Source organism: Nocardia nova NBRC 15556 (assembly GCF_001613005.1).
GTDB lineage: Bacteria > Actinomycetota > Actinomycetes > Mycobacteriales > Mycobacteriaceae > Nocardia > Nocardia nova.
On sequence record NZ_BDBN01000007.1, the window covers coordinates 106112 to 132166 of the forward strand.

The 26055-nt window shown below is 62.7% G+C and carries 17 protein-coding genes; 9 read left to right on the forward strand and 8 right to left on the reverse strand.

Translation table 11 applies throughout. The annotated features are described in order from the left end of the window. Nucleotides 1-4 precede the first annotated feature (4 nt). The 4 genes from NN2_RS04500 to NN2_RS04515 form a co-directional block, all read right to left on the reverse strand. Nucleotides 5-601, reverse strand: coding sequence for a hypothetical protein (locus tag NN2_RS04500; RefSeq protein ID WP_063010647.1), 597 nt, complete (start codon nucleotides 599-601; stop codon nucleotides 5-7). Between the two features lie 582 nt (nucleotides 602-1183). Continuing rightward, nucleotides 1184-1615 carry a DoxX family protein gene (locus NN2_RS04505; protein ID WP_063010649.1) on the reverse strand — a complete coding sequence of 144 codons (432 nt, stop codon included), beginning with the start codon at nucleotides 1613-1615 and terminating at the stop codon, nucleotides 1184-1186. Between the two features lie 381 nt (nucleotides 1616-1996). Beyond that, nucleotides 1997-2203 carry a hypothetical protein gene (locus tag NN2_RS04510; protein ID WP_063010651.1) on the reverse strand — a complete coding sequence of 69 codons (207 nt, stop codon included), beginning with the start codon at nucleotides 2201-2203 and terminating at the stop codon, nucleotides 1997-1999. Between the two features lie 3 nt (nucleotides 2204-2206). Further along, nucleotides 2207-2395 carry a hypothetical protein gene (locus NN2_RS04515; protein WP_063010653.1) on the reverse strand — a complete coding sequence of 63 codons (189 nt, stop codon included), beginning with the start codon at nucleotides 2393-2395 and terminating at the stop codon, nucleotides 2207-2209. A gap of 204 nt (nucleotides 2396-2599) precedes the next feature. Between NN2_RS04515 and NN2_RS04520 the strand changes: the two genes are divergently transcribed. Beyond that, the gene (locus NN2_RS04520; protein WP_063010655.1) at nucleotides 2600-3067 is read left to right on the forward strand and encodes an NUDIX hydrolase; all 468 of its coding nucleotides are present in this window, start codon (nucleotides 2600-2602) and stop codon (nucleotides 3065-3067) included. 41 nt (nucleotides 3068-3108) lie between these two features. Then, on the forward strand, nucleotides 3109-3999 hold the full coding sequence (locus tag NN2_RS04525) for a carbohydrate kinase family protein (RefSeq protein ID WP_063010657.1): 891 nt from the start codon (nucleotides 3109-3111) through the stop codon (nucleotides 3997-3999). Nucleotides 4000-4057: 58 nt separating this feature from the next. Here the strand turns inward: NN2_RS04525 and NN2_RS04530 are convergent, their stop codons facing one another. Genes NN2_RS04530 through NN2_RS04540 form a run of 3 tightly spaced genes read right to left on the reverse strand, consistent with a single transcriptional unit; the run spans nucleotide 4058 to nucleotide 6532 of the window. After that, complete coding sequence (locus tag NN2_RS04530; protein ID WP_063010659.1) at nucleotides 4058-4702, reverse strand: hypothetical protein; 645 nt, start codon at nucleotides 4700-4702, stop codon at nucleotides 4058-4060. 4 nt (nucleotides 4703-4706) lie between these two features. Next, on the reverse strand, nucleotides 4707-5852 hold the full coding sequence (locus tag NN2_RS04535) for a radical SAM protein (RefSeq protein WP_063010661.1): 1146 nt from the start codon (nucleotides 5850-5852) through the stop codon (nucleotides 4707-4709). Next, on the reverse strand, nucleotides 5849-6532 hold the full coding sequence (locus NN2_RS04540; protein ID WP_082856734.1) for a hypothetical protein: 684 nt from the start codon (nucleotides 6530-6532) through the stop codon (nucleotides 5849-5851). Before NN2_RS04540 ends, NN2_RS04535 begins: the two co-directional genes overlap by 4 nt. 348 nt (nucleotides 6533-6880) lie before the next feature. Here NN2_RS04540 and NN2_RS04545 point away from each other — a divergent pair, with 348 nt between their 5' ends. Next, nucleotides 6881-8161, forward strand: coding sequence for a helix-turn-helix domain-containing protein (locus NN2_RS04545; RefSeq protein WP_063010665.1), 1281 nt, complete (start codon nucleotides 6881-6883; stop codon nucleotides 8159-8161). Here NN2_RS04545 and NN2_RS04550 read toward each other — a convergent pair. Then, nucleotides 8150-9082: an alpha/beta hydrolase gene (locus tag NN2_RS04550; protein ID WP_245658550.1), complete on the reverse strand. Its 933-nt coding sequence runs from the start codon at nucleotides 9080-9082 to the stop codon at nucleotides 8150-8152. The genes NN2_RS04545 and NN2_RS04550 overlap by 12 nt on opposite strands. An 813-nt stretch (nucleotides 9083-9895) precedes the next feature. Here NN2_RS04550 and NN2_RS04555 point away from each other — a divergent pair. The 6 genes from NN2_RS04555 (at nucleotide 9896) to mads8 (ending at nucleotide 26006) form a co-directional block, all read left to right on the forward strand. Beyond that, nucleotides 9896-10888, forward strand: a complete 993-nt coding sequence (locus NN2_RS04555) for a tyrosine-type recombinase/integrase (protein WP_245658552.1) — start codon at nucleotides 9896-9898, stop codon at nucleotides 10886-10888. Between the two features lie 347 nt (nucleotides 10889-11235). Then, the gene (gene mads2, locus NN2_RS04560) at nucleotides 11236-13566 is read left to right on the forward strand and encodes a methylation-associated defense system DNA methyltransferase MAD2 (protein ID WP_218021990.1); all 2331 of its coding nucleotides are present in this window, start codon (nucleotides 11236-11238) and stop codon (nucleotides 13564-13566) included. Next, nucleotides 13563-14963: a methylation-associated defense system restriction endonuclease subunit S MAD5 gene (mads5, locus tag NN2_RS04565; protein ID WP_063910666.1), complete on the forward strand. Its 1401-nt coding sequence runs from the start codon at nucleotides 13563-13565 to the stop codon at nucleotides 14961-14963. Before mads2 ends, mads5 begins: the two co-directional genes overlap by 4 nt. Nucleotides 14964-14965: 2 nt before the next feature. Then, complete coding sequence (mads6, locus tag NN2_RS04570; RefSeq protein ID WP_063010673.1) at nucleotides 14966-19084, forward strand: methylation-associated defense system protein kinase MAD6; 4119 nt, start codon at nucleotides 14966-14968, stop codon at nucleotides 19082-19084. Continuing rightward, nucleotides 19039-20628 (forward strand): methylation-associated defense system protein MAD7, encoded by a 1590-nt coding sequence (mads7, locus tag NN2_RS04575; RefSeq protein WP_063010675.1) that lies wholly within the window; start codon nucleotides 19039-19041, stop codon nucleotides 20626-20628. Before mads6 ends, mads7 begins: the two co-directional genes overlap by 46 nt. Then, nucleotides 20625-26006: a methylation-associated defense system ATP-binding protein MAD8 gene (gene mads8, locus NN2_RS04580; RefSeq protein ID WP_063910667.1), complete on the forward strand. Its 5382-nt coding sequence runs from the start codon at nucleotides 20625-20627 to the stop codon at nucleotides 26004-26006. The genes mads7 and mads8 overlap by 4 nt, the downstream gene beginning before the upstream one ends. Nucleotides 26007-26055: the final 49 nt, after the last annotated feature.

The window sequence follows — 26055 nt, forward strand, 5'->3', positions numbered from 1 at the left end:
GCTTCTAGAAGCGGGTCCAGGCCGCGGAATCGACTGCGCGCACGATGTCGCCCAGATCGTCGAGGATCTGAGTCACCGTCGCGGGCGAAAGTTCGGCCTGATGACTTGGGAAGCGGGGGAACGCCGGGTCCGTGCCGTACTTCTCGCGCAGCTCTTTGGTCCGGAGCTCGCCGCGCTGGTGAGCCAGGATATGCCGGAGCCTGCGTATTTCCTTCGTTCGCTCCGTCTCGATCGTGAGCCCGAACTCGGTCGCGAAATACTTGGTCATCGAATCCCAGAACGGCGACTTGCCGTCCTTCATCTTCCAATCGTGGCCCAGCTCGGACCCGACTTTCTCCAGGTAGACCTCGAAAGCTGTGACCGCGTCGCGCACGACCGCCGCTTCGAGCATCCAGTGATAGTCGATGGGCTGAATCTTCACTTCGCGGTCGAAGATGTCGATAACTTCGTCGTACCCGTCGGGATCGCCCGGGCGCTCACCGATCTCCTTCCACAGCGCATCGAACCGCTCGTTCATCACCGTCGTAGTCAGCTCAAGAAAGACCCGCGAATCGTGGTCGATCGCCCGCCACTCGCCGAAGGCACGGGTGGTGTCCCACATCGACTTCTCGTTCCAAGGACTTCTCTTTGTCACTGCCGAAGCGTAGGGCCCGTCAGCTTGCGGCGCGACCAGTTTTCGCTACCTCCGAACGGCATTGAGGAGCGCCCCGCGGCGCGCCGTTCGCTGGTGTGCGTCCAAACCTGGGATCCCTGCGCTATGCCTCGCTCGCCCGGCTGCCCCTCCCGCATGCCCGCTGCTCAGCGAGGACTTTCTGGTTCGCATTTATCCGCGCTGACTTGAGTCAGGACAAGTGAGCGCTCATGCCGCATATCGGTCGAACAGGGAGCGAGATCGACTGAACATCCTTTATCGGCTCCCGTGACGGTGCCGGACGGGCGATAAGAGGACTTGCCCGTGCACGGCACGGGCTCGCGCGTCGGGCTGGGACACCATACCGCCCGCCGCGAAACCAAAACTGTCATCACATTATTCGGAGAGTCGCGGGGTGGGCGGCCCGATCCGGGGACGCCCGCCCCGCGACTCTGATGCGACAGCCCGACCAACCCGAGCGGACCGTCCCCGTAACGCACAACGCGGCTACCGGCGGCTGGGTGCCGCCGGTAGCCGAGCGTTATGCGCGGGTCATCGCTTGATCAGCGCGCCCAAAGCGGTGATCGAGGCCCGGCGTTCGTAGGCGATCCAGGCGAAGATCGCGGTGAGCGCCAGTGGGAAGGGGGCCAATTCCGGGGTGTCGGCCAGGAAGGCGTTGAAGCCGGCGGCGAGGAAGGTGACGATCGCCAGGCCGATCGCGGCGGCCGCGGTCAGCCGGGGCACCATGAGTCCGATGCCGCCCGCGACCTCGGCGAGACCGATGAAGACCAGCAGCGCCAACGGGATCGAGAAGGCGGTGGCGTTGTTTTCCATCAGGGTCTGCGGGATGACGAGCTTCGGGCCGCCGGAGGCGATGATGAAGAACAGGCCGAGCACGATCTGCAGGGTCCACAGGACGCGGTTACGGATCTTGCCGGGGTGGACGGTGGTGGTGGTGGTCTGGGTGGCGGTGAGGGCGGTCATTTCTGTTCCTTCTGGGTCGGTCGCGCCGGGTTGGTGGCGCGTTCACCAGTACGGACGGGGGCGATCCGGAAAACTCATCGCCACGGTGGAGAGAATCTTCACCCCGCCGTCGCGATCGGATGTGCGCTGCGTTTCCGGCCAGAGCCGCCCTCGGATCCAAACTGATCCCGATCAGGCCGCACGGAAATACCGCTTATCGGGCAGGTCCCGGCTTCAGCGCCTGGAGATCGTTGCTGTACTCAATCCTGCCCCATGACGTGCCTTTCACAGTGGGGTCCCCAGGACCGCGCGTCGGCCCGCGCGGCGGCCAAGCTCTCAGAATCCCTCAGTGCGAACGTATTCGGATTCCACCTGCATCCGGAAGTAAGCAACGGAAGCCGTCTACAGATCATCGTCGTCCAACAGCAACAGGTAGGCCGCCTCGGAGTGCACGAGGCATTCGTCCGGGTGATGGAAGCGGTGGATATGCCGAAGCTCGCGGGCGCGCTCGACCGTCAACTCCATCAAGTGCACCTGGCACATGAACTCCGCCAGCCTTCCGTCGGCATGGACAAAGGTCCTGTAGCGCAGCGGTTCTGACATCGACATGGTTCAGTCCCACAATCGCGCGCACGGCAGTACCGGAAGGTCTGCGGTCACGTAGTCGTCGACTGTGACGACGACACCGGCGGATCCCTGAGCGAGGTTGCAGGCGACGCTCTGCGCCTGCTCCGCGGATGCCTGGTAATCCAGCGTCAACGCGCCGGATTCGATGCGAATATGCCGAATCCGCCGTCCCATCGTGCCTGCCTCCCTTGCGATTCGGGTGGTGTGAACCTGGCGAAAGCTTGAAATCGGCAATGGCCGACGACTATGCCGCGCCCGGCCGGGCGGCTATGCGTTCGGCGCATATTCCGTCGCCACCGCCCGCGTTAGGCTGCGTGCGCACAGCAGTCATTCCGCACGAAAAGCCCAGCTCAACGAGCATGAATAGGAAACCAATTCATGACAGACGTAGTCGCCCGGGCCGCACACGGCTCAGGTTTCCATCGGCACAAGGTCACCGGGGACGTTCACCTGGTGCTGCGCCGCAACAACGAAATCCTGTTCGGCCGGCGCACGAACACCGGCTTCGAGGACGGAGCCTGGCACCTGCCCTCCGGTCACCTCGAAGCAGACGAATCGGTGATCGAAGCGCTGATCCGTGAGGCACAGGAAGAAGTCGGGCTCACCGTCAAGGCCGAGGACGTCCATTTCGCCCACGTCATGCACAACTCCTCATCCGGTGGTCGAATGGCGTTCTTCTTCTCGGTGCGGTCATGGGAGCGGCAGCCGGAGAACATGGAGCCAGATAAATGCGCTGAGCTGCAATGGTTCTCAGCAACCGAGCTACCCGAGTACATGATCGACTACTGCCGAGTGGCCATGGGCCACATCGCCAGCGGGCGTTCGTTCTCGACCTACGGTTGGTAGCGGTGCGCAATCCGTCCGGCCCGGTTGTATGCGTGAGTTGTGTGGCGCTCACCGAACTGTGGACAGTGCCGCGGTTTCCGCGCGTCAACTACGGCACGGCTATCAGCAGCATCGAATGGTCCATCGCAGCGGACGGACCGATGGTAGCGGCGGCGCTTGTCGGCATGGGAGCGCCAGTTCGCCTGCTTACCAACGATATCGGCGATGACGAGCACGGTCGCTTCGTGCGGCGGTGGCTGGCGGAGCGCGATATCAGGACCTTGACCGTGCGACCGGACGCAACGACGCCTCGGATCGTGGTGGCTGCCGATGACGCTCACACGCGGACGTGGTTCGCGCATCTGCCCAACGTCGTATCCGGCCTCGAGCAGATCGACCTCACGCCGGTCACGGCGGCCTCGTTCCTGTACGTGGACAGCTACGAAATAATCGAGGGTGCTGTCCTTCGCGCGATCCCCGCCGCTCGGAGAGCCGAACTCCCGATATTGCTGAACCTCGGTGGCTCACCGCTTGCCGAGCCCACCGCCGCGGCCATTGCCGGCTATCCGCACCTCCTGGTGCAGACCAACGTCGACGACTCGGACCATCTCGAAGCCGTAGCCGTCGCGACGGCGTTACTCGAGAGAACCAGCGCGAAGTGGGCAGTCGTTACAGCCGGTGCGTTCGGTGCCGTCGCTGTCAGCCGATCGAAAGAACTTGCCGTGCCGTCGTTTCCGGTGAACGTGCGGCATACACACTGCGCGGGGGCGGCCTTCTCAGCCGGGTTGCTCTACGGTCTACGAGAAAGGTGGTCGATGCTGCACAGCCTCAGACTGGGATGTGCCAGTGGGGCGCTGCGATGTGCACGACACCACAGCGCACCACTGCCGAGCCTCACGGAGTTGCTGGCGGTCATCGACCGAACCGAACCACCCGCATCGGAAGATTCCTAGCCGCCGATGAAGCGGGCGGTCCTTGCTGCGGTCGCGGGGTGGCGGCATCTGCCCGCGACTAGATCAGATTCCACTCTCTGAGCCATCCGCTCACCTCTGCGAACCGCGTTCGGCTCATCTGCTTCGCCTTGGCCTGTTCCTCGGGTTCGTCCTTGGCGCCGAACTGCCACCACGCTTGGTCGGTGTGCCGGTCCATGACCAGGAATTTGTCTTTTACCGCGGGCCCGCGCACCACCAAACTGACGGTGAACGGCTCAGCGAGCACCGCATGCACCATCGAGTGGTGCAGCGCGTAGCTGGTGCCTACCGGCTCCTCGCGGACGTGCAGCACCGGCAGCTTTCTCGGTTCCACCTGCTCGTCCAACTCGGCGTTGCCGAACAGATAGTGCCGGTAATGTCCGCGCAGGATCTTGCTGGCGTAGCTCCAGCGGTGGTTGTGCGGCCGGTCGAAATAGCCCGGCAGAAACACGTGCAGCCGCACCCGCACCCCGGGATCGTCGGCGCTGGCCAGCACGATTTTGTCCAGGATGTCGTAGTGCTCGCACAGCTGCATCAGCTCAGGCCGATTCGGCAGATCGAGCAGCCGGTCCCTCAGCAGGCTAGGCTGTCCCGCCAGCTCGTCCAGCGCGGCGCGGCATGCCCGCTCCACTTCGTCGATGTCGTTCCAGTCGATCCGGCACAGTTCTGCGATCACGCGGTCCATCGGTCTACTCCTCGGGCTTGGCGCTGGATTTCCACAGTCGGCACACCGGCACGATGTCTTCGTAAGCCGCGCACGACGACTGGCCCATAACCACCTTTTCCGCAGGACAGCCGCCCATACAGCCGCTGACTTTGCAGCCCTCACAGGAACTGTCGGCGAGCACGCCTGTGAACAGATCGAATTCGTTCGCCCCGGAATTGAGCTCGACTCGACCGTTCACCATTCGAGCGAAGTAGAGATCGGTGTCGAACAGGTACGAACAGACGTAGCACCGGCCGTCCGGAAAGATCGAAATTCGATCCAACGTCCGACCGATGCAGCCCTGGTAGCCTTCGTCGGCGTACCGCTGCATCTGATCCCGTCGGGCATACGTCGGCTGGTACCAGACGCGCGTGTTGTACTGCGGGGCAATCACATTGAGGCTGTCGCAGAAGTCCACCCATTCCGGTGGCAACATCGCTAGCTCCGGGTTGCCGTGCCCGGTGCCTATTGTGGAAAACACGTGGAACTTCACCAGGCTGACGCCCAGCACGTCAGCAATGTTCAACAGCTGCAAGACATCTCGCTCATTGGCTTTGTTGACGGTACAGATGATCCGGGTGTCGAAGCTCCGCTCACACAGCTCCCGCGTGGTCTCCATCGCCTCATCGAAAGTGCCCTCGCCCCGCACCGCATCGTGGGTCTCCCGGCTGCCACCATCCAGGCTGACCTGCACATAAGCGAAGTCATTCGAAGTCAGCTGACGAAAGCGCCGAAGCGCCGGTTTCTGGGCGTTGGTCGTGGTGATGACGTGCTCGTAGCCGAGTTGGCGGCTGAGCCGGATCACCTCGCAGTAATGCGGGTGCAGCGTCGGCTCTCCACCGAGAATGGTCAGTTTGCTCCCGCCGAGCCGGCGCCGTGTGGTGAGCGTGTCGACGATTCTGGGCAGCGGCATCTTCAGCGCCCGATCCAGCCGATCACCCATATAGCAGTGCTCGCAACGCAGCTGGCACGCCTCGGTGATGTAGAGGTAGACGTTCCGGAAACGTCCATAGGCCACCCGATCGATCTTCTGCGATTGGGGAACATGTCCGCCCCGCGGCATCCGGGCGTGGCCGTAACCGTCGAGGCTCGTCCGCCGTGACGGCATGGGCAGATCTGTGCTTGTCATGACACTCGGCTCCGTGAAATAAGCAGGGGAGCAATCAGATCGGCTGCCCCATGGATGGTGTTCGTTGTCTCGCACTCGGTGACAGCGATGCCCGAGGCCGTAAAGCCGACGCGGATGCCCTCAACTGCCTGCTGGTAGCGCTTCAGGCGCGATCTGAAAAGCCCCGGCGAGTCGCCCCTCCGCGGATGAAGGAGACCCCCACAGCGGCCGCACCGCCAGGGGTCTTCGCCACTGGGGACTGCGGGTAATCGCGGATCGTGGATCGGATCGCGCTCACACCGGTGACACACCTTCCGGCTACGCGCCCGCTGCCGAAGGGTCCGAACATCTGCCAGCACCTCGATCGGCTCGATATGCGGAGGCGGTTCCAACATCCACAGCGTGGCCAGCAATTGCCGCACCTGAGTGCCGGAGCCGGGGAAGTTGTCCAGCAACACCGTGTGAACATCCGGATCCGCATCCACCGCAGCGAAATAATCATCGAGTGCCTCCGCCACCGTAGCCCCATCGATCCAACCGAGACGCCGACTATCCGACGCGGTGGCGGCCAGCACCTGCTGTGGCACGTGTTCTCGAAGGCGAAATACTCGGCGTCCGGGCGATCGTCCCAGCTGTAATGTCAGCGTGGTTTTACCCGCGGCCGGTGGGCCGAAGAGCGGAACTACCAGGGATAACGTCACGCCAACCCCTCTCCTGGCGGCCAGTTTCAAAGACGACTCAAGAGTTGGCTGCGCCGCACGAGATGACCACACCACTGGGGTATACGCGGTATGCGCCGAACGTATGGCGGGTAGGTGTTGGCCCTGTTACAGTCGCGCGACCAGGGCAAACGGGTGGGGTCACGGCACCCAGAACAATCCGGAGTAGCCATGAATCGGGGATCTGACCAACGGCGCTACTGCGCTCGTTGCGGCGGCAGGCTCAACAGCTACAACGCGCAGATGCTCTGTGGCGCTTGCGAACTCGTTGCCCGCGACGAGCTACACCGGCCACCTGCCGTGCCACCCGGGTTTTGGCAGACCGATCAGATGCGCGATGCACTGAGCACCTGGCACATGGGCCGAGTGATCTTTGCCTACAGGACTCATCCGTACCACGGTCGGCAATTGCCGCAGGAATTGGTCGCCGGATGGCTCGGACTCACACAGGCCCAGCTCAGCCGGATCGAAAAGGGCGACGCACCGGAACAGCTTTCCAAATTGATCCGCTGGTCGCAGTGCCTCGGTATACCGAGCGAGCTCCTGTGGTTCAAGGTGCCGCAGATCGACGATATCGATGCCAGCGATGCATCCGAAACATACACTGCTGCAAGCCATGACACTGTCGACCTGGCTCGATGGCTGGCGTCGAATGGTGCGAGTGCTCCTCCTTCGAAGCATGCCGACGAACTCGAGCGCGTCGGCCGAGCTCTCGAAGACGCACGCCGCTACTTCGACGGGACCATCGTCGACTTCTTTCGTGCCCAACTCGAGCGCTGCAAGCGTGACGACGGCGCTCTCGGGCCGGCAGCCGCCCTGCCGCTGGTGCTCGGTGTGATCGGCGCCATCCAGCGGCACGGTAAAGACGTTCCCTCGGACATTCGCCGACGACTCCTCGCGGTTGGCGCTGACGGAGCCGAATTCGCCGGCTGGCTGTACCGCGACCTCCACGACCCGTTGACCGCGCAGCTACTGTACGACCGCGCGATGGAGTGGGCGCAGGCCGCGGGCAGCTTGCCCATGCAGGGCTACATATTGCTCAAGAAATCCCAGATGGCGTATGAAACCCGCGACACTGCAACGCTTCTGACGCTGGCCCAAGCGGCAAAAGAAGGCCCATGGCAGCTGCCGGCATACGTCCAGGCAGAAGTAGTGCAGCAAGAGGCCCTGGGGTTGGCAATGACCGGCGAGCCAGCGAGAGTCGTGCAAATCAACCTCGGCCGAGCCCAGGAACTGCTGAGCGGTGCAGGTGATCGGCGAGACCACGAACTCGTGAGTTACTTCAGCCAGGACACACTGCTCCTACGCTCGGCTTGCTGCTACACCGAAGCCGGCAAACCGCAGACTGCGAGCCAACTCTTCGGCCAGGTGCTTTTGAATAGCTCCCTTTCCCGGCGCGATGTCGGCTTCTTCGGCGCTCGCCGAGCCAAGGCTCTGGCGCTCTCCGGCGAGCCCGACGAAGCCGCGACAGTGGCCGCGCAATCGGTTGCTGTGGCACGCGAAACGCACTCGGAGCGAACAATGAATGTCATCGTCGATGTCGTACGCACGCTCGACCCGTGGAGACACCGCCCCCAGGTTCGACAACTTCGCGAACTGTTACTGCCGTGATGCGGAATTTGTTGTGAGCCAACGCGTAACGACGTCGATGACCTCGGCTTGGTATTCCTGGCTCTTCGGGTTCAGGTACTGCGGATCATCATGAACCGCGAACCCGTGCTGCGATCCTTCGATCTCGACCAACTCGACGGGCGCAGTGAATTTGGAGGCGGCCTCGCGGGAGCCGCTGATCGGCACCAGGGTGTCGGCGTTTCCGTGAACGATCAAAGTCGGCGTCTTGATTTCGCCCAGGACTTCGTTCGGCTTGAGCCAGAAGACTTCGTTCAGCAGCGGCCTACCGTGCTTCAGGGTCGGCGTGAATTGAACGGCGCCAGTCTCATTCAGCTCTGCAGCTCGTTCATCGCTGATGACGTCGTTCGTCCAGTAATCACGGCTGTCGATCGTCCGCCACTTGTAGTCGAACTGCGGATTCAGCAGCACCAACCGATCGATATCCTCTGGCCGCTTCGCCGCGTAGTAGGCGCAGACTCCGCCACCGAAGCTGGCACCCAATAGACCAACCTCCCTCGCGCCCACAACGTCGCGCAGATACGCAAGATTCACCCTGATGTCGTTGAGAATGGTTGCAAGGGTCAGCTCTTCCTGTCGTCCTTGGCTTTCGCCGTGACCACGGAGATCGAACCGTAGCGACGTCACCCCGCCTTCTGCGAGACCGTCAGCGAGGCGAGTGAAGAATCCGCCCTCGTCCCGTGTGACACCGCCGCCGTGCACCATCACGACGGCACGCCCAGTCGTGTGGTCGGGGGCGACGAGGGTGCCCGCCAGGTGTAGGCCGTCGAGACTACGGACCTTGATGGTGGTGCTCGTCAGTGCCACGAAGCCAGTCAACCAGAGCCTCGCCATCCCTGCAGTACGGCGCAACCACGTCGCCACACACCAGATCGAACTGCTTTCGTACCCGGCCTCGGTCACCTCTGCGGCCGGTACCGCCCGAGCACGCAGCCGCACGTCCACGCCCTTGGTCGCCGACAGGCCTGCGGCGTTGCGACGTAGTCATCCCGACCGACGACGCCGGTAGCGGAGCACCTCCCCCGACCGGAAGATGAGCTGACTTTGGTCGCGTCGGCTGTGAGGGCGCTGGCACGACGTACGCACTACCTCATCCGAAGATCAAGATTCGGCGTACTACTTTCATTGCCAACGCAAAGGTGTCACTCTTGATTAGAAGCTGGCGCCCGCGAGGACTCGATCACTGGAACCTGAATCGAGGCTTATCGTGGCGCATACTGCAAGTTCTGGCCGCGGGCACCGACTGGCCGGTCTCGACATTTCGGCCACCCAAACGGATAACGCCACCCGCCAAGCTCAAGGGTTACCTCTCCCGTCCTTGAGGCAATCACCCGCCGCTCATCGGCTGGGGCCGTATATCGCGGTGTCGAAAGTCAGCCCCGGCGGAAGGCTGGCCATTGCGGGCCCCGTTCGTCATCTGAAATGGGCACCAGGGCAGCGGCTCTCGACACGACTGAATGACGATTGCATCGAGATTCGAACGGCAAGCGATGAAGAAGGCGCCCTTCGAATAGATCGAAACCTCCACCTCTACCTGCCCGCGTCACTACGACACGCGGCCGACATCCGGTCCGGCGACACAGTGCTCGCCGCCGTGCTCACCCCTGCCCGCCTCAGGATCTACCCATCGATAAAGCTCCGAGCGTTGCTGTTTCCATCTACAGAGCACAAACGAGCGCAGCGATGAAGGAAACCGATGTCGAGGCGGCTCGAATCGTGCTGCAACGCCTGGGCGTTCGACCCGAGGACCTCATCAACGGCGACGCAACTTCGACTGCCACGCCCACCTTCGGCGAGTACATTCCGCGACTCCGCACCGCTGTACCGGCCGGAACCTCCCGGGCCTACGCGAGTTACTGGAGGCGCATCGAAACCCTATGGCACGACCGACGGCTCGATGAGCCGACCTCCTCGGAACTCAAACAACTGGTCGAGACCGCCAGGACCCAGGCGATCGTGCGCCGCAACTCCCGAGGCGGCCGCTCCGCTGCCGAGCACATGGTCGCCGCCATCCGCTGCCTGTACCGCCACGCCCACGACGATGGCTACCTCGCCTTCACCAACAGTCCAGCAACAACATTGACCAAACCGCGACGGGGACCGAGTCCTCGCGGTGCCCTCACCGACGAACAACTCTCACAAATTGTCCGGATCGCCGAAACCACCGGCAACGACCCCGAACTCGACGCCCTCATCCTGCGTCTGCACATCGAAACAGCATGCCGCCGCGGAGGCGCACTCGCCCTGCGCCCTAAAGACGTCGACCGCGACCAATGCCTGCTCTGGCTGCGCGAAAAGGACCAATCCGACCGCTGGCAACCCATCTCCCCCACCCTCACCAACGCACTACTCGCCCACGCCACCCGCGGAATCGATCCCGACGGCCAACTACTGCGCTACCGCAACGGCAAACCAATCACCGGCCGACGCTACGACCACCTCTGGAACCGCATCGGACGCCACCTCCCTTGGGTGCGCACACAACAGATCACCGCCCACTGGCTGCGCCACACCACCCTCACATGGGTCGAACGCAACTCCGGCTACGCCATCGCCCGCGCCTACGCCGGCCACTCAAGGGAAGCCGGGAAAGTCGGTACAACAATGACCTACGTGCGCGCGACACTCTCCGAAACTGCTTCGGCTCTATCAGCATTGACCGGCGAACCACACCCGCTCGTCTCCAATGGACAGACGTCCGAAAGTTGAGGGTTGCTCAAGCGTGGTTAAGCTCTCAACGGATTGCGCCGGAGCCAAACGAGTGCTATAGCGACGTTTGAGCATGTCCTCGATCACAGCGGTGTTGACCAGACTGATCTCCCGCGTCCGTACGCTGTCCACACGGTGTCGCGTATCGCTGGGTTCGTACAATGCCCTCCGGGGCACCGCTCCCTCCGAACACGGTCAGCTCGACCTCTCTGACACCGCGGAGTAAACGCGGGCGCACGGCTTTGATTCGCCACCGTGCAACCCGGCGGATACAACCATGCCATCGCTCTGCTCGATGACCTATGCCAACGGGCCCGGCGGGACCGGCTCGGCGCCCGACGCTACGAGTGGAGCCACGGGATCCGGGCACGCCTCGCCCACAAGGCATCGCTCCTGGAACGTATGACGACGGCCGAACTCTGATCACAGAACTGAATCCCCGGGATGTTCTGCTACCGGCAACCTCCGACCCTGTGACTCGGCGGTTTGTCGGCTCGACCGACTATCGTCATGGGGATCTCGATGCGCGGCGCCGTCCGCTAGTCGAGGCCGATTCGAACGAGAGGGAGATCGACACCGTGAGGATGGGACAGACCAGCTTGGAGTTCGACGAGCTCGCCGAGACCGAGAACCCGAGCGTTTCCCCTGACTCGCTGGGCGAAGACGACATCATCGACTACATCAGCAACCGCGTGGTGAAGCTGCGCGGCAACGAAGAGGTCCGGCAGCGGATCGCCCGCGCGCTGTTCCACGAGTACGGGATCGCGGTCGAGGATATGGAGCGTGACTTCAAGATTCCGGTGCAGATCCAGGGTGCCCGGAAGGTGTCCAAGAAGGCCGATATCGCGATCTTCAAGCCCGGCTCCGTCCATTCGCTGGAGAACTTGCAGCGGGTGGTGATCTGCAAGCCCCTGCCCAAACCAAGCAAGACGGTCACCAAGATCCGCACCCACGAACAGGCCAAACAGGATATTCAGGACCTCGAGGTGCTGCTGGGAACCGAGGCCAACGCCCCGAACCTGGAATACGGGATGTGGACCAACGGACTCGACTTCTTCTTCCTCCGCAAGGAGACGGGGCGTTTCGGGGCGACGTTCGAGCCACGCGCCGACTGGCCAGTCGCCCCCGAGTCGCTGGGGAGCCGGTCGGTCGGATCGGCTGCCCGGCTGCGCCGCGGCGAACACGCCATGCTCAAGACCGCCTTCCAGCGCTGTCACAACTACGTGCACGGCAATGAGGGCATGTCGAAGGAGACGGCGTTCTGGCAGTTCCTGTATCTGATGTTCGCCAAGATCCATGACGAACGGACCAGCCAGCGGACCGGTCGACCACGCAAGTTCTATGCCATGCCCAACGAACCGTTCACCGCCGACGGACGCAAGGCGATCGCACAGCGGATCAAGGAGTTGTTCACCGAGGTCAAGGGCTACGCCCATTTCGACAATCGCGACGAGATCACCTTGTCTCCAGCCGCGTTGGCGTTCATCGTGGGCGAACTGTCCTCCTACGACCTGACCTCGACCGACCTGGACGTGAAAGGCCTTGCATACCAGGAGTTGGTGGGCAAGAACCTGCGCGGTGACCGCGGGCAGTACTTCACTCCGTCGGGCGCAGTGGACCTCATGGTAGAGATTCTCAATCCGCAGGAGCATCAGCGAGTCCTGGATCCGGCGTGCGGCACCGGCGGATTCCTCCGCGGTACGATGCGCCATCTGCTGCACCAGTGGAAGGTGGAGGACGGCACGCTGGGCTTGCCCGATACGCCGGAGCAGATCGCGCGGCTCGCGAAGTTCGCCCGCACGAACCTGTTCGGCGCGGACTTCGATCAGAGTTTGGTGCGCGCCACCGTCATGAGCATCATGATGCTGACCGACGAGTCGGCCGGCGATTTCTTCGACAACGTCTTCTTCATGGATTCGCTGATGTTCCCCGACGGGGATAAACCGGGCAATCACAAGGCTCTGGAGCGGATCGAGCCAAACAGCATCGATGTCCTGATGACCAATCCGCCGTTCGGAACGGAGATCAAGGTCGAGGAGGCGAAGACGCTGGACCGCTACCGCGACGGCGTCGCGCAATCCTGGACTCGCGACCGCGAGACCGGTGCGCTGGTGCCCGGCCGCGGTCCGGTCACCGCGATGGCACCGGAGCAACTGTTCATCGAGCAGGCCGTCAAATGGGTATGCCCCGGCGGCAAGATTGGTATCGTCCTGCCGAACGGCATCCTGTCCAATCCTGGTCCCGCCGATGAGGCGACCCGGCGCTGGATCCTCGACAACTGCTGGGTCCTGGCCAGTATCGAACTGCCCGTCGAAACGTTTATCGTCGAAGCGGACGTCAACATCCAGACCTCACTGCTGTTCCTCAAGAAGAAGACCGATCAGGAACGGATGAATTCCACGCTGGGTGGTCCGGCGAACGACTATCCGGTGTTCATGGCCATCGCGGAGCGGATCGGCAAGGATCGCCGCGGAAATGACATATACAAGCGCGGACCGGACGGCAAAGATATCCTGGTCGTTCACGAGGAATTCGATCGGGTCCGCATCAACGGCGAGGATAAGATTCGCCGACTGGTCCGAAAAATCAAGGAACCGGACAATGATCTTCCCGTAATAGCCAGGAAGTATCGGGAATTTCGGGACAAGTACCCCGAGCCGGGAATGGCAACGCGATGAAACTCGTCGATTTCGATAATCCCGTCCGTTCAGATTGGCTCACCGAGCAGGGTTCACGACTGGATTGCAAGCCGTACATTTCTGAAACGTATGCCGCGCAGATGACAATGAAGCGACTGCCACATACCATGCGGCTCAGCGAGTTGACGGACAGAATATTTCGGCCAGGAATATTTAGGCGAGAGTGGACGAACGACCCACAGCAGGGTATGCGATTCCTCTCCAGCGTCGATATTCTCGAGGCCGATATCTCGAATCTCCCAATGCTCACCAGCAGCTCTAGCCGCAAGGTCGCCGACCTCACCCTGCAACCGGGATGGATCCTCATTACCCGCTCCGGAATGAATGCAGGACGGGTTACCCAATCCAGGCCGGAAATGGCAGGAGCCGCATGTAGCGAACATGTCCTGCGTGTAATTCCGTCCGCAAATATTCCCGCAGGATATCTGTACATTTTCCTCTCCAGCCGCTACGGCACAGCGATGATCAGGGGAGGGGTGCACGGAACCAGTATCAAGCACATCGAGCCGCCGCATCTGGTCGATATTCCCGTGCCCAGGCTGGGCGACGAGATCGAGGAACGGATTAACCTCCTGATACAGGAGGCAGCGAGCCAACGATCGCAGTACCAGACACTGATCTCAGCCGCCACCAACGAGTTGTTCGCCAGCCTCGGCATGACCGACATGGCCGATCACGAATGGCATAGGGCACGCGACACAGGCTTCGTTGTTTCCGGATTGAGTCCCGCATCGTTGCGTGCGCTCAACTTCGCCCCCAGAGCGCTTAGCATGATAGATCGACTGCGAGAACAGCCACACCGCACCCTCGGGGATATCTGCACTGGCGGAAGGTTGCGAACCGGCGCTCGGTTCAAACGATTCGAAGCCGACCCCGCCAACGGTGTGCGACTGGTCGGGCAGCGGCAGGCCTTTTGGATGAGGCCTGAAGGCCGATGGATCGACCCAAAGCTGGCACCCAGCGACATCCTCCAAGAGGAAGAGACCGTCCTCGTCGCCGCTCACGGAACGCTCGGAGAAAACGAGGTCTATGGCAGGGCGATATTTGTCACTGGCCGCTCCGCGAAGGACGCCTATAGTCAGGACTTCTTGCGCATTCACCCAGGCCCCTCCGGCCCGGCAGGCGCCTACCTCTTCGCCTTCCTCCGCTCGAACACCGCCTTCCGCATCCTGCGCTCCATGAGCGTCGGCGGCAAGCAGCAGGAGTACCACCCGACGCTCCTGCGCAATTTGCCAATCCCCCTGTGCTCCAACGAAGATCAATATAGGATCACCGAGATCGTCCGGCGCGCGTACCGGCATCGGGATGAGGCGGGCGCGCTGGAAGATCAGGCGATGGCATTGCTGGAGCACGCGATTCGAGAGGCAGCGGGATAGCAGTGGCGGAGATCGTCGGCGGGGGGCCGCCGGTCAACGACGCGGAACGCGCCGTCATCGGCCATCTGCGCGACCATGGCCCGGCCGACTGGTGGGTCCTGCACAATGTCGAGATCCCGGTACACGGCGGCCGGTACGAGATCGATGTGATCGTGGTGACTGGTCACGCAGTGTGTCTGATCGATGTCAAGGGCACCGCCGGCCGGATCGAGGTCGTCGGCACCGACTGGTATCCGCAGGGCCGGGACAAGTTCGGCTCACCTGTGTCGAAGCTGAACGGGCATGCCCGGGCCTTCAAAGGGCATCTGGAACGGTTGAATTCCGGCTTGAGCCGGGTCTATGTGGATGCCATGGTGGTACTTTCCGCACCCAGTGCAGTGCTGGTGGATCGCAATCCCGCACCGAATGCCGATGCCGCCAGCGTGGCGTCACTGAGCACTCTGATCCCGATGCTGCAGGATGTTTCGAGGGTCCGCCGGGGGAGGCTCCGCGATCTCACCGCGGTGAGATCGGATCTCGTTGCGGCCCTGACAGGTAGTGTCCAGCGTCCGACCGGGCCACGGCGGTTCCGTCACTGGGTGGCACAGGAGCGACTCGGCGGCACCGACGAAGTCACCGAATACCGTGCCGTCAACGCCACACTGGCCAGGTCGACCAGCACCGTGCTGCTGCGTGTCTACCGGGTAGATCCATTCCAGCCCACGGATCGGCGTGAAGCCGAGAAACTGGCAATCTCCAACGCCTACAGCATGCTGACCCGGATGCCGCCGCACGAATGCATCGTCGGCCGGCACGACTTCTTCCCTACCGATGATGAGGACGAGTATGTGCTGGTCCTCGACGACCCGCGCGGCAAGGTTCTGCAGTTGTGCCTCAACGACATCCGCGAACCGCTCGCTGCGGACGTCAAGGTGCGAGTGTTCGCGGATATCCTGGCCGGGTTGGCGTGGGCGCACCAGCATCGGGTGCTGCATCGTGCCCTGTCGCCCACCTCGGTCCTGGTGAAGAGTAACGGCCGCGCCACTATCACCGGGTTCGACTATGCGCGGCCAGAGGAGCCCCGCCCCTTCACCGTCCTACCCCGGCTACAGAATGTGCTCGACGCGGCCTATGTCGCACCGGAATGCCAGGGTCGGGCACAACAGATGAGCCGCGCGTCAGATGTATACGCGGCGGGTGTCATCGCCTACCAGTTGTTCACCGCTGAACTACCTTTCACGACAACGGTCGAGCAGTTCGAGAAAGGCAGCGTGCTGCCGACACGGGTCCTGGCGAATGCCGGAGTTTCCGCGGACCTCGCGGATTTGATGCAGCGCCTCTGTGCGCTGGCGCCCTCGAACCGACCGACCGCTGCGCAGGCCCTGGACGAACTCGGGCGGATACTGGGCGGGCGCAAACGGGGGCGACGGCAGATCCCGCCGGTGGCCGAGCGCTCCGATAGCACCTCGGATTTCCGGAACCTGACAGAGGGAGATCAGCTCACCACCCAGCACACGATCCGCCGCAAGCTGGGTGCCGGCACATTCGGCGTGGTGTATCAGGCCTATGACAACCTGGCCGGTACCGATCGAGTCGTCAAGATCATCGACAGAGACCCTGAGTCCGCCGCGGAACGATTGCGGCAGGAGTACCAGATACTGCTTCGGCTGCCCTCGCATCCGAACGTCGTGAAGGTCGACAGCGCCGGATATCTCGACAACGGCACCGTTCCCTACCTGGTGTTCGAATATCTCGACGGCCGCGATCTGCGTGATCTTCTCGGCGACGGGCCGTTGAACCCTGCCGACGCGCTACGGGTGGGCCGTGACCTCGCCGCAGGGCTGGCCTTCCTGCACGACAGCGGCGTGTACCACTGCGATATCAAGCCCAGCAATGTGCTTCGCACCGATCACGGCTGCAAGATCCTCGACTTCAACGTTGCGGTCACATCCGAATCCAGCATGTCCCGCACCGGCGGCAATCATCGGTATCGGCCCCCGGACAACGCCGATGGCGCACAGTTGGACGCCACCCGGCTGATAGACCGGGATGTCTACGGCGCGGGCCTCATCCTGTACGAAACTCTCACCGGTCATTGGCCTTTCGATTCCCACAGCCGTCCGGTCCTCGCGGAGTTGCCGTACGATCCGCGCCGGTTCGATGGGCTTGCCGATTTGTCCGACGAATTCGTCGCCGTGGTGCGCAAAGCAATCATGCCGTTACGTGGTGACCGGTTCGCCAGCGCCGAGGAATTCCGCACCGCCTTGGAGTCGATTGGGGCCATCCGTCGACCACGGTCGGCACCCATTCCCGATCGGCTGCTACGCATCCCAACCGAACCCGAGGGCACCAATCCTTTTGTGGCTCACTTGCAAACGCTGTACAGCCAGAGCAGAACCAGCAATGCCGGAACCCGAGGACAGGATCCGCGTCACCTGTATGTGGCCACACTGCTCGATACCCGGCTTACCGAGGACGTCCTGGCGGGCACATATCGGCTGGTCATCATCACCGGGAACGCGGGTGACGGAAAAACAGCCTTCCTCGAGGAGCTCACCGCCCGGGCAATCAGGGAATTCGGCGGAAAACGCGGTCCCCAACGATCCAACGGCGCGGAGGTCGATCTCCCGAACGGCTGGCGGCTACGCACCAATCACGACGGCAGCCAGGACGAAGGTTCACGTGACAACGACGAGGTGCTCCTCGACTTCTTCGCGCCCTACGCCGACGACGGCGAACCCTACGATCGGGAAACCCGGCTGATCGCCATAAACGAGGGCCGACTGGTCGATTTCTGCACGACCCACGCGGATCAGTTCACAGCGTTCGCCCGCGCCGTCGGCGACGGTCTCGACGGGCAGTCACCCGAGGGCGGAATCGCGGTGATCAACCTCAATCGCCGCAGCCTGGTGGCTCGCGACAACGATGAACCGTCGATCTTCCAGCGCATCTTGACCGCCTTCACCGCGGAAAAGCACTGGGCGGCATGCACTTCCTGCGAACTGTCGACGACATGCTACGCACGCCACAACGCTGCCACACTCGGTCACCCCACTGCCGGGGCGAAAGTCGCCGGGCGTCTGGAGGAGTTGTACACCCTCACCCATCTGCGCGGCCATCTGCACATGACGTTGCGCGATATTCGCTCCGCGCTAGCGTTCACCCTCACCTCGGGCCGCAATTGCACCCAAATCAGAGACTTATATCGGTCCGGCGATGCCGATCAAATCCTCGACGGCTTCTACTTCACCAGCTGGACCGGTCCCGGATCCGAGGACCGGCTGCTGATCCAGCTACGTCAGCTCGACGTGGCCAAGGTCCCCGAACCCGCCCTGGATCGCAAACTGGACTATGTCGGACCGGACGCCGGCCAGGCACTGATGGATATCGACGGGCGTGACAACCCGGATCTGGAGTATTTGAACGCGCTGTTCAGGCAGCTGACGCGGGCACCCAAGCCAGGTCCGGCGCAAACCGCACCGCACGCGCGATACCTTGCGGCCGCCCGACGGCGGTTCTACTTCGAATGCGTCGACGAGCATCGAGCTCGCGGACTGCTCCCCTATCACTCGGCGTCGGCATTTCTCGAGTTACTCACCTCACCCGCTCGCGCCGAGGCGTATCTGCCCGACATCATCGAGGCCGTCAACCGCGGCGAGGGACTGCCGGATCCGCGGCGACTCGGCGATGATCTCGCCCTGCAAGTCCGGCACATCCCAGGCGGGACCATCCGCAGTTACCGGCTCTTCTCCCGCGACAACCTGACGCTGTCACTCACCGGATCGAACCAGCGGAATTACGTGGAGACCCAGTTCGACGGGCTAATACTGCAGCACCGTGCGGACAACAGCCACGTGGCCCGGCTCCGCATCACACTCGATCTGTTCGAGCTGTTGTTTCGGCTGCGTCGCGGGTTTCTGCCCGGGGTGGCGGACGAGCAAGGTGTCCTGCTGGGTTTGACCATCTTCAAGAACGAGCTGGCGGCCGCACCATATCAGGAAATACTGCTGACTTCAGGCGGAGAGGATCTCCACCAGATCGAACGCACCCGGGACGGACGTCTGCGGATGCGCCGCCCGACGGAGGAGGTGAACCAATGGCGCTCGTCCGGTCCGACCGCGAGTTCCGTCACACTGCGGTGAGCTACCTCGACTACAAAACCGTCGAAATGGACCGGGTACTCACCGGATTCCTGGCTCGGCTGTGGTGGCGAGGCAAGGGCAGTGTGATCTTCCGGTCCGACGATCTGACCCTCGACGTATATGCCGACACGATCACCGGGGATCCGAGCCGGTTCACCGGATTCGATCCCGATGTCACCCGACGCTGGCTGGAAACCCATCTCCTCGACGTAATCAACCGCGGGAAACGGACCCAGGCGATCGCTGGATTGCGGCCCTTGCACGGGTTCACCTACCGCCTGCGCAATGCCCGCCGGTCCCGCGCCTACGGTGCCGACGAGCAGCTGTATGCCATGCTCACGAGTCAGCCTCACACCGGCAGCACCAGCGCGCTGACATTCTTGAGGGAATTCTTCTTCACAGGATCCGAAGCGGCGGTCGGCTCGAACTCCGACGGCCGCATCGATGTCGAGACTCAGGCGCTGATCAGCCTCACCGAAGCGACGACCGACAAACTCACCGACCGGGCCGGGCCGGGTGACACCAATTTCCATCCGCCGCTCGTTCCAGGGACGTCCGCTCTGCTGGCCGAGGACACATTGCGGCTGCTTTATCACAAGGACCTCATTCCACGCTCAGTCCTCGTGGAGTACTTGAAGATACTGTTCGCCTTCCACTTGGCTCTCTACCACCTGCGGTGCACCAAACTGCTTCCGGCGCTGATCGCCGGTAAGCCCGAACCGCCGTCCACCGGAATCTTCCTGGATGTCGCAGGCATTGCCGGCACACCGATCGCACGGCTCGCCGAACGCAGCGCTGGCCTGTGGTACGGCCGGTTCCCAGACTTCATCCGCGCCACCTTCGTCATCCGCAAGCTGGACGACTTCGCGCAAACTCTGGTCCGACGCAATAAGATTCGTCGACCTGCCGATGGCATGTTCGCGATCGGGGATCTGCTGGCGCTGCTCGGCAAGGACTACGAGGACGCGCGCGAGCAGTTCGCCGGTGCCCGGATCAGCCGTATTCTCGACACCGACACCGACACCGTCGGCGACGACCCGACCGAGCAGATCAGGCAGCTCGGACTCGACGAATTCAACACCTACATCGAGATGATCACCACCTACCGGGTGGGCTTCCATCTCAAATATCTTCGCGAGTGCGTGGATTCGCTGCTGCTCAAGAATCGGCCAGGTTCGATGATCGCGCAGCCCAGACAGCAACAGCGGCGGTTCATTTTGGACAGTCGCCTGCTCGAAGTGCTGCTCCAGATCTCTCTGCTCCGCCCGGATGCGACCGGATTCCGCACCACCCCGCTGCGCGTGGATGAGTTTCTCACCGTCCTTCGCGATCGCTACGGCTTGTATATCGACGCCTTGCCACCTGATGACGGATTCGATCGCATCACCATCACCGATCAGGCGGCGCTGCGCGACAACACCAGTGCATTCATCGCGCGCCTACGCGAGATCGGGTTCTACTCCGATCTCTCCGACGCATATTTAACCCAGACCATCACACCGCGCTACATTGTCGGCGCCTCGACCGGATCAGGACTTCCATGAGCGAAGGAATGCGCGAGATTCGGGACCGTGATGTCGATGAGGCACTTGAGGACGTCCTTGCTCCGCGACTCGCCCGTGTCCTGCTGTCCCGGTCCGCCGGGCATTGCTGCCGGATCAGCGGCATCGCGGCTGGACCAGCCGGTCGCCTCTGCCTGCGCGTTCGGTCGGCATGTGGTGATCGCGCCCAGGCGTGGGTGCTCGGCTCGAGTCCCGGAATGCCCGAGGACGTCACAGTCAGCAGCACGAAGCTGATCGAACTGCGCAATCCCGACGAGGGCCGATTGCGGGCGCCGCTGCTGGTCTTCGTTCCGCCCGGCACCAAAGCGAGTGCGGAGGACTCCTTCGATATCGCCACCTTCGAGGAAATACACCTCGGCGACGTCTATCGAGTCCTGGAATTGCGTCTCCTCGAAGGGATTTCCGGCGAGCTCCGCCACGGAGTCGACGAATTGCTCAGCCTGCTGGCCGAACACGAGTGGCCCTTCGCAGACTCCTACGCGCGGGCCCGGTACCTGCTCGCCGTGACGCTCAACGACTCGGACCGGGACGTCGCCGGAGCCGCTGTCTTCGAACTCGGGCTCATCCCCGATTTCGAGCTATTCCGCGACGTGTCCGCAATCCGCGCCCGAGCCTCGCGAAACATCCAGCAGATGAGTCGGCTGGTCACCTCGGATCGACCCGCCCGGCAGCGTGTCCTCGAACTCGGGCTCACAGAGCCCGGATTCCGGAACAGATTCGCCGAGTTTCTCGCTCGGCAGGGCACCGAAAATCCCATGGCATGGACCCGGCGCATCGTCGTGGACCGCGACAACTGGTCACTGGCGTTTCATCGGTGGCCGCTGCGCGACGAGCGGCCACGCGACGATCGGGTGACCGTCCGGGTTCGCGGTGTGGATCTGCCGATGGTCGGCAGCTCACCCGACCATGCTCACCATCCGGTGCTGTCCACGATCGTCGGGCAACGATTCCTGGTCGGCGGCTCCGAGGGAGCGAACCAGCTCAGCGCCGAGTTCGACGTCGACCCCGACCCGAGAGATATTGCGGGACTGGAGAAATTTGTCGTCCAGCTGGTGTCCGAGACCAGCGGGCCCACCGGGGTGTCCGCGTCGGTGCGGGTGAGCAAGACCGTGCGACGTGTCTACACGCCACGACTGAAGAAGTTGCGCGCCGCAGAGCTGGAGGACGGCTGGCACTATGTGCGAGTGCTGCCGGTCGACCACGACGGCGTGCCGTTTCCGCTGTCACCGGACCGCGACGGCGATCGTAGTCTCAATGAGAGCGACCGGTTCTTCGTCCTCACCGACCAGAACATTGAGGATCAGTCGCCCCGGCCGAAAATCACCAAAGCTCCCGGGGTAACCCATGCGGTGCGGGCACGGCGCTTTCAGGCCCTCACCGAAAGGTCATCACGGCCACAGCCGACGCTCGCTGACGTCGCGTGGAAGGACGGTTACGCCGCAGTACACGCCTCGCTCGGATCGAACTTCCCCATTGAGATTCCCCTCGCCCCGGTACTCGCCGAACTGGAGCGCAGCATCCTGTCCGCCCCACAGCAGCCCGGCCGATGGTGGTTGCCCATCCGCACTGATGTCGCGGGTCCCGCCAGCGCGATTGCTCATCAACACCGATCGTTCGATGGTGAGGCGGGCCGTCGATTCGTCGCAGCACGCACCGAGCTGTTCATGGTGGTGCGCGGCGATACCGACATGGTCGTCGAGGGACGGGATGTCGGTGCCATGCGGGATCTTGTCGTCGAGTACGCCGAGGCCTACCGCGAACTGCTGGACTGGCTGCTGTTCCAGGCCGAGCGCGACGACGCTACCGCGCCGGCGCGACTGGCCGAATTGAACGAGCTTCTGCAGATCGACAGCGTCAGCGTCGATTACCGCGACTCGTTCGGCGGCAGAACGGAACTGACGCTGATTGCACCCACGCATCCGCTGCGGATGCTGTGGCTGACAACCTGGGCGACGCTCGGCGACCAGTGGATCACCGATTGCGGGAGTGTGGATACCAACATCACGCAGTCGACGGCGACCGCACACGCCGCCCTGAGCCCGGTTGGATTCCCCTTCGCGGTCCCCCGCGAAGGCGGGCGTATCGCCGTTGCGCATGGCGAACTGACCCCGTACTGGGGCGTGTACTTCCCGACCAACGTCAGCGACCCGCAAGCCTTACTCAGCACGATCTCGACGGCCCTCGGGCTCCCGCTGCGCAGGACGACGGAGGAACAGGTTTCTGGCGGTGCCCTTGCCGACCGTGTGGAACGATATCTGCGGCTCCACCCGTACGTCGGCACCGTGGTGATCAATGCGGTCAACGCGGGTGCGGCCGAGCCGCTCGCCGATATGCTGCTCCAGCTCCAGCACCGCGCGGCACTGCGGGAAATGAACTACGAACTGAGGCTTTTCACCGCACGCGCCGAGTCACCGGTGGAGGGATCCGCACTGGCCGCATTACTGCGGGGTGAATGGCGGGACACGGCCGACGCCGAGGCATACCGCGAGCAGCGCACCGTCGGATCAACCCCGAAACTGCTCGTCGCGGTTCGACCGGTGTCGGAATTCCGCTCTGCCACAACCGAATACAGCGCCCATCTTACGTTCCTGTTCGACGCCTTCAGCAATGAGGAGTTCAGCGCCACGGTGGCCGGTGTACCCGGGATGAGCCCGGTACACGGACTGGTGCAGGACATCGGTATCACCTATTCCGAGGACGAGAACGTCGCTACCTGGCTGAAGCGGCCGCAGCACGGGACCGCGCATCGACTCAGCGGTGCCGAAGAGCTGACGGATCTGCTGTCCACACTGCCGGAGACCATCTCGCACTCCACCTGTGCCGTGGCGACCGGTCAGGCCGGTACCCGCATGGTGCCCACCGTGACGCTCAGCCTCGACATCGCGGACAACACCCTGCTCCATCAGGCACACCAAACCAGCGACTGGGTGATCACGATCGACCGAACGCTCGGAATCGAATACTTCGACAACCCATACAGCCGCCGGCGCAGCGACTACATCATCGACTTCGAAGGGGATCTCAGCGATGGGCTCGGCCACCACATGGTCATCAGCTCGCGCTCGATGGACGAGCTGTGTGCGCTGCTGGAGCCTGTGGCTGCCCAGCACGATCTGTCCGTCGATCCACGCCACACCAGAGCGTTCTTCGACCAACTGCGTCTCCTGTCGGGCCGGCTCGCCTTCAAGATCGCCTCAACGGCAGCAACTCAGCGCACCGAAGTGCTGGGCCTGGCACTGGCCCGGCTGTACCTGGACTACCAAGGTGTTCTCGCGAACCAGATTCTCGTCCCGCTCGACTCACATCTCGAGCTCTATCGCGAAGCACGCGCCACCGATGACATCGGCGAATCGGTTGGTCTGCAACGCACCGACCTCGCCCTGTTCAGCTTGGATGCCCGGCGCTGGAGGATCACCTGCCGACTGGTGGAAGTCAAGTGCTACAGCACGGTGACGGTCGCGACCTACGACGAGCTCAAAACGAAGATCGCTGGCCAGCTCGAACGCAGCACCGAGATCATCGCACAGCATTTCGACCCTCATCTGACCCAACCCGACCGACCCGGCCGCGCAGTCCGAAACGCCACCCTGGCACACCTGCTCCGCTTCTATCTTGATCGAGCCGTACGCCACGACGTCATCGGCGCCAGACCCGCCGCAGAGGCACGCTGGATGCTCGATCGCCTGGACCGAGAACCGGCCTACCGGCTCGAATTCACCCGGACCGGCCTGATCTTCGATCTGTCAGGAGCGGACGTGTCGACCGAGATGGACGGCAGCGTCGAATATCACCTGGTCGGGCGTGATATCGCCAAGGAACTCATCGACGCCATTCCGACCGTGCCAGCCGGACCTGTCGACGCAGGTACCGAACCATCGCTTTCAACGTTGCGGAAACTCGACCTCACCGTGCCACGCTTCGCCGAGGCTCAATTCCGGGAACCTGCCCGCGACCACGACATCACCGATATGCCTTCCCCCGATCCGCAAACGGATCCGGCATCCACAATCGATTCTGGCCACGACGATCTTCCCCAGGATGCCCCCCGCGAAGCGACCGAGGCTGTTTCTCTGGAAACCGCAGATTATGGCGAACCGGCGGGCAACCCACCGCCCGATCGGCCTGCGGACACTGAGGTGGGCGAATATTCAAAAAATGAGCCTCCCAACATCGTGCTGGGCTCGATGAAACCTTCTCCGCAATACGGCGTCCTCGGAGAAGTCGCAGGCAAGACCATCGCGCTCGACTTGAACGAAACGCACACCATCAGTCTTTTCGGAATTCAGGGCGGAGGCAAGAGCTACACCCTCGGCACCATCATCGAAGCCGCATCGCTACCTCATGCTCCGATCAACCAACTGCCGCACCCATTGGCGACCATCGTCTTCCACTACAGCCCGACCCTGGATTATGCACCTGAATTCACCAGTATGATCCGCCCCAATGACGATGTCGATCAAGCAACTCTGCTGCGAACACGGTACGGAGTCGACCCTGCCGCTTTGCCAGATGTTGTCATGCTGGTGCCACACGACCAGCTGGATGTTAGGCGAGCCGAGTATCCAGACCTCCAAGTGCTGCCGCTGAAGTTCGGCTCCGGCGAATTACGGGCTGAGCACTGGCGATTCCTAATGGGCGCGATCGGCAACCAGTCGACCTATATTCGGCAACTGCAACGGATCATGAAGGCCAACCGCCGAAACCTGCGCCTCGATGTGATCCGCGACGGCATCGAGGAATCTTCGCTGTCCGACAATCTCAAACAACTAGCGCAGCAGCGGCTCGACCTCGCTGCCGAGTACATCGACGACACGGCGCAGGTCAAGACACTCATCCGGCCCGGCCGGGTTATCATCGTCGACCTCCGCGACGAGTTCATCGAGAAGGACGAGGCACTCGGTCTCTTCGTCGTCCTCATGCAGTTGTTCGCCGAAGCTCAAGCGAATGAACAGCGGTGCAACAAACTGGTCGTTTTCGACGAAGCACACAAATACATCGACAGCCCAGATCTGGTAGCCGGACTTGTGGAAAGTGTGCGGGAAATGCGACATAAGGGGATGAGCGTGCTGGTCGCAAGCCAAGACCCACCGTCCGTGCCAATCTCACTGATCGAGCTGTCCAATCATGTCATCCTGCACAAATTTACCTCGCCCGCGTGGCTCAAACACCTGCAGAAAGCGAACGCCTCACTCAGCGATCTGACCCCGGCCAAAATGGCCAACCTCACTCAGGGTGAAGCGTACATCTGGTCCAGCAAAGCAACAGATAACTCGATCACAAAAAGCGCTGTGAAAGTCCGATTGCGCCCACGTATGACCCGGCATGGCGGTGGCACCAAGACCGCAGTGGACAACCGATGAGCGACCCCACTCAAAAGGAATGGGCTACTGGCCTCAAGCGAAGAGGCGA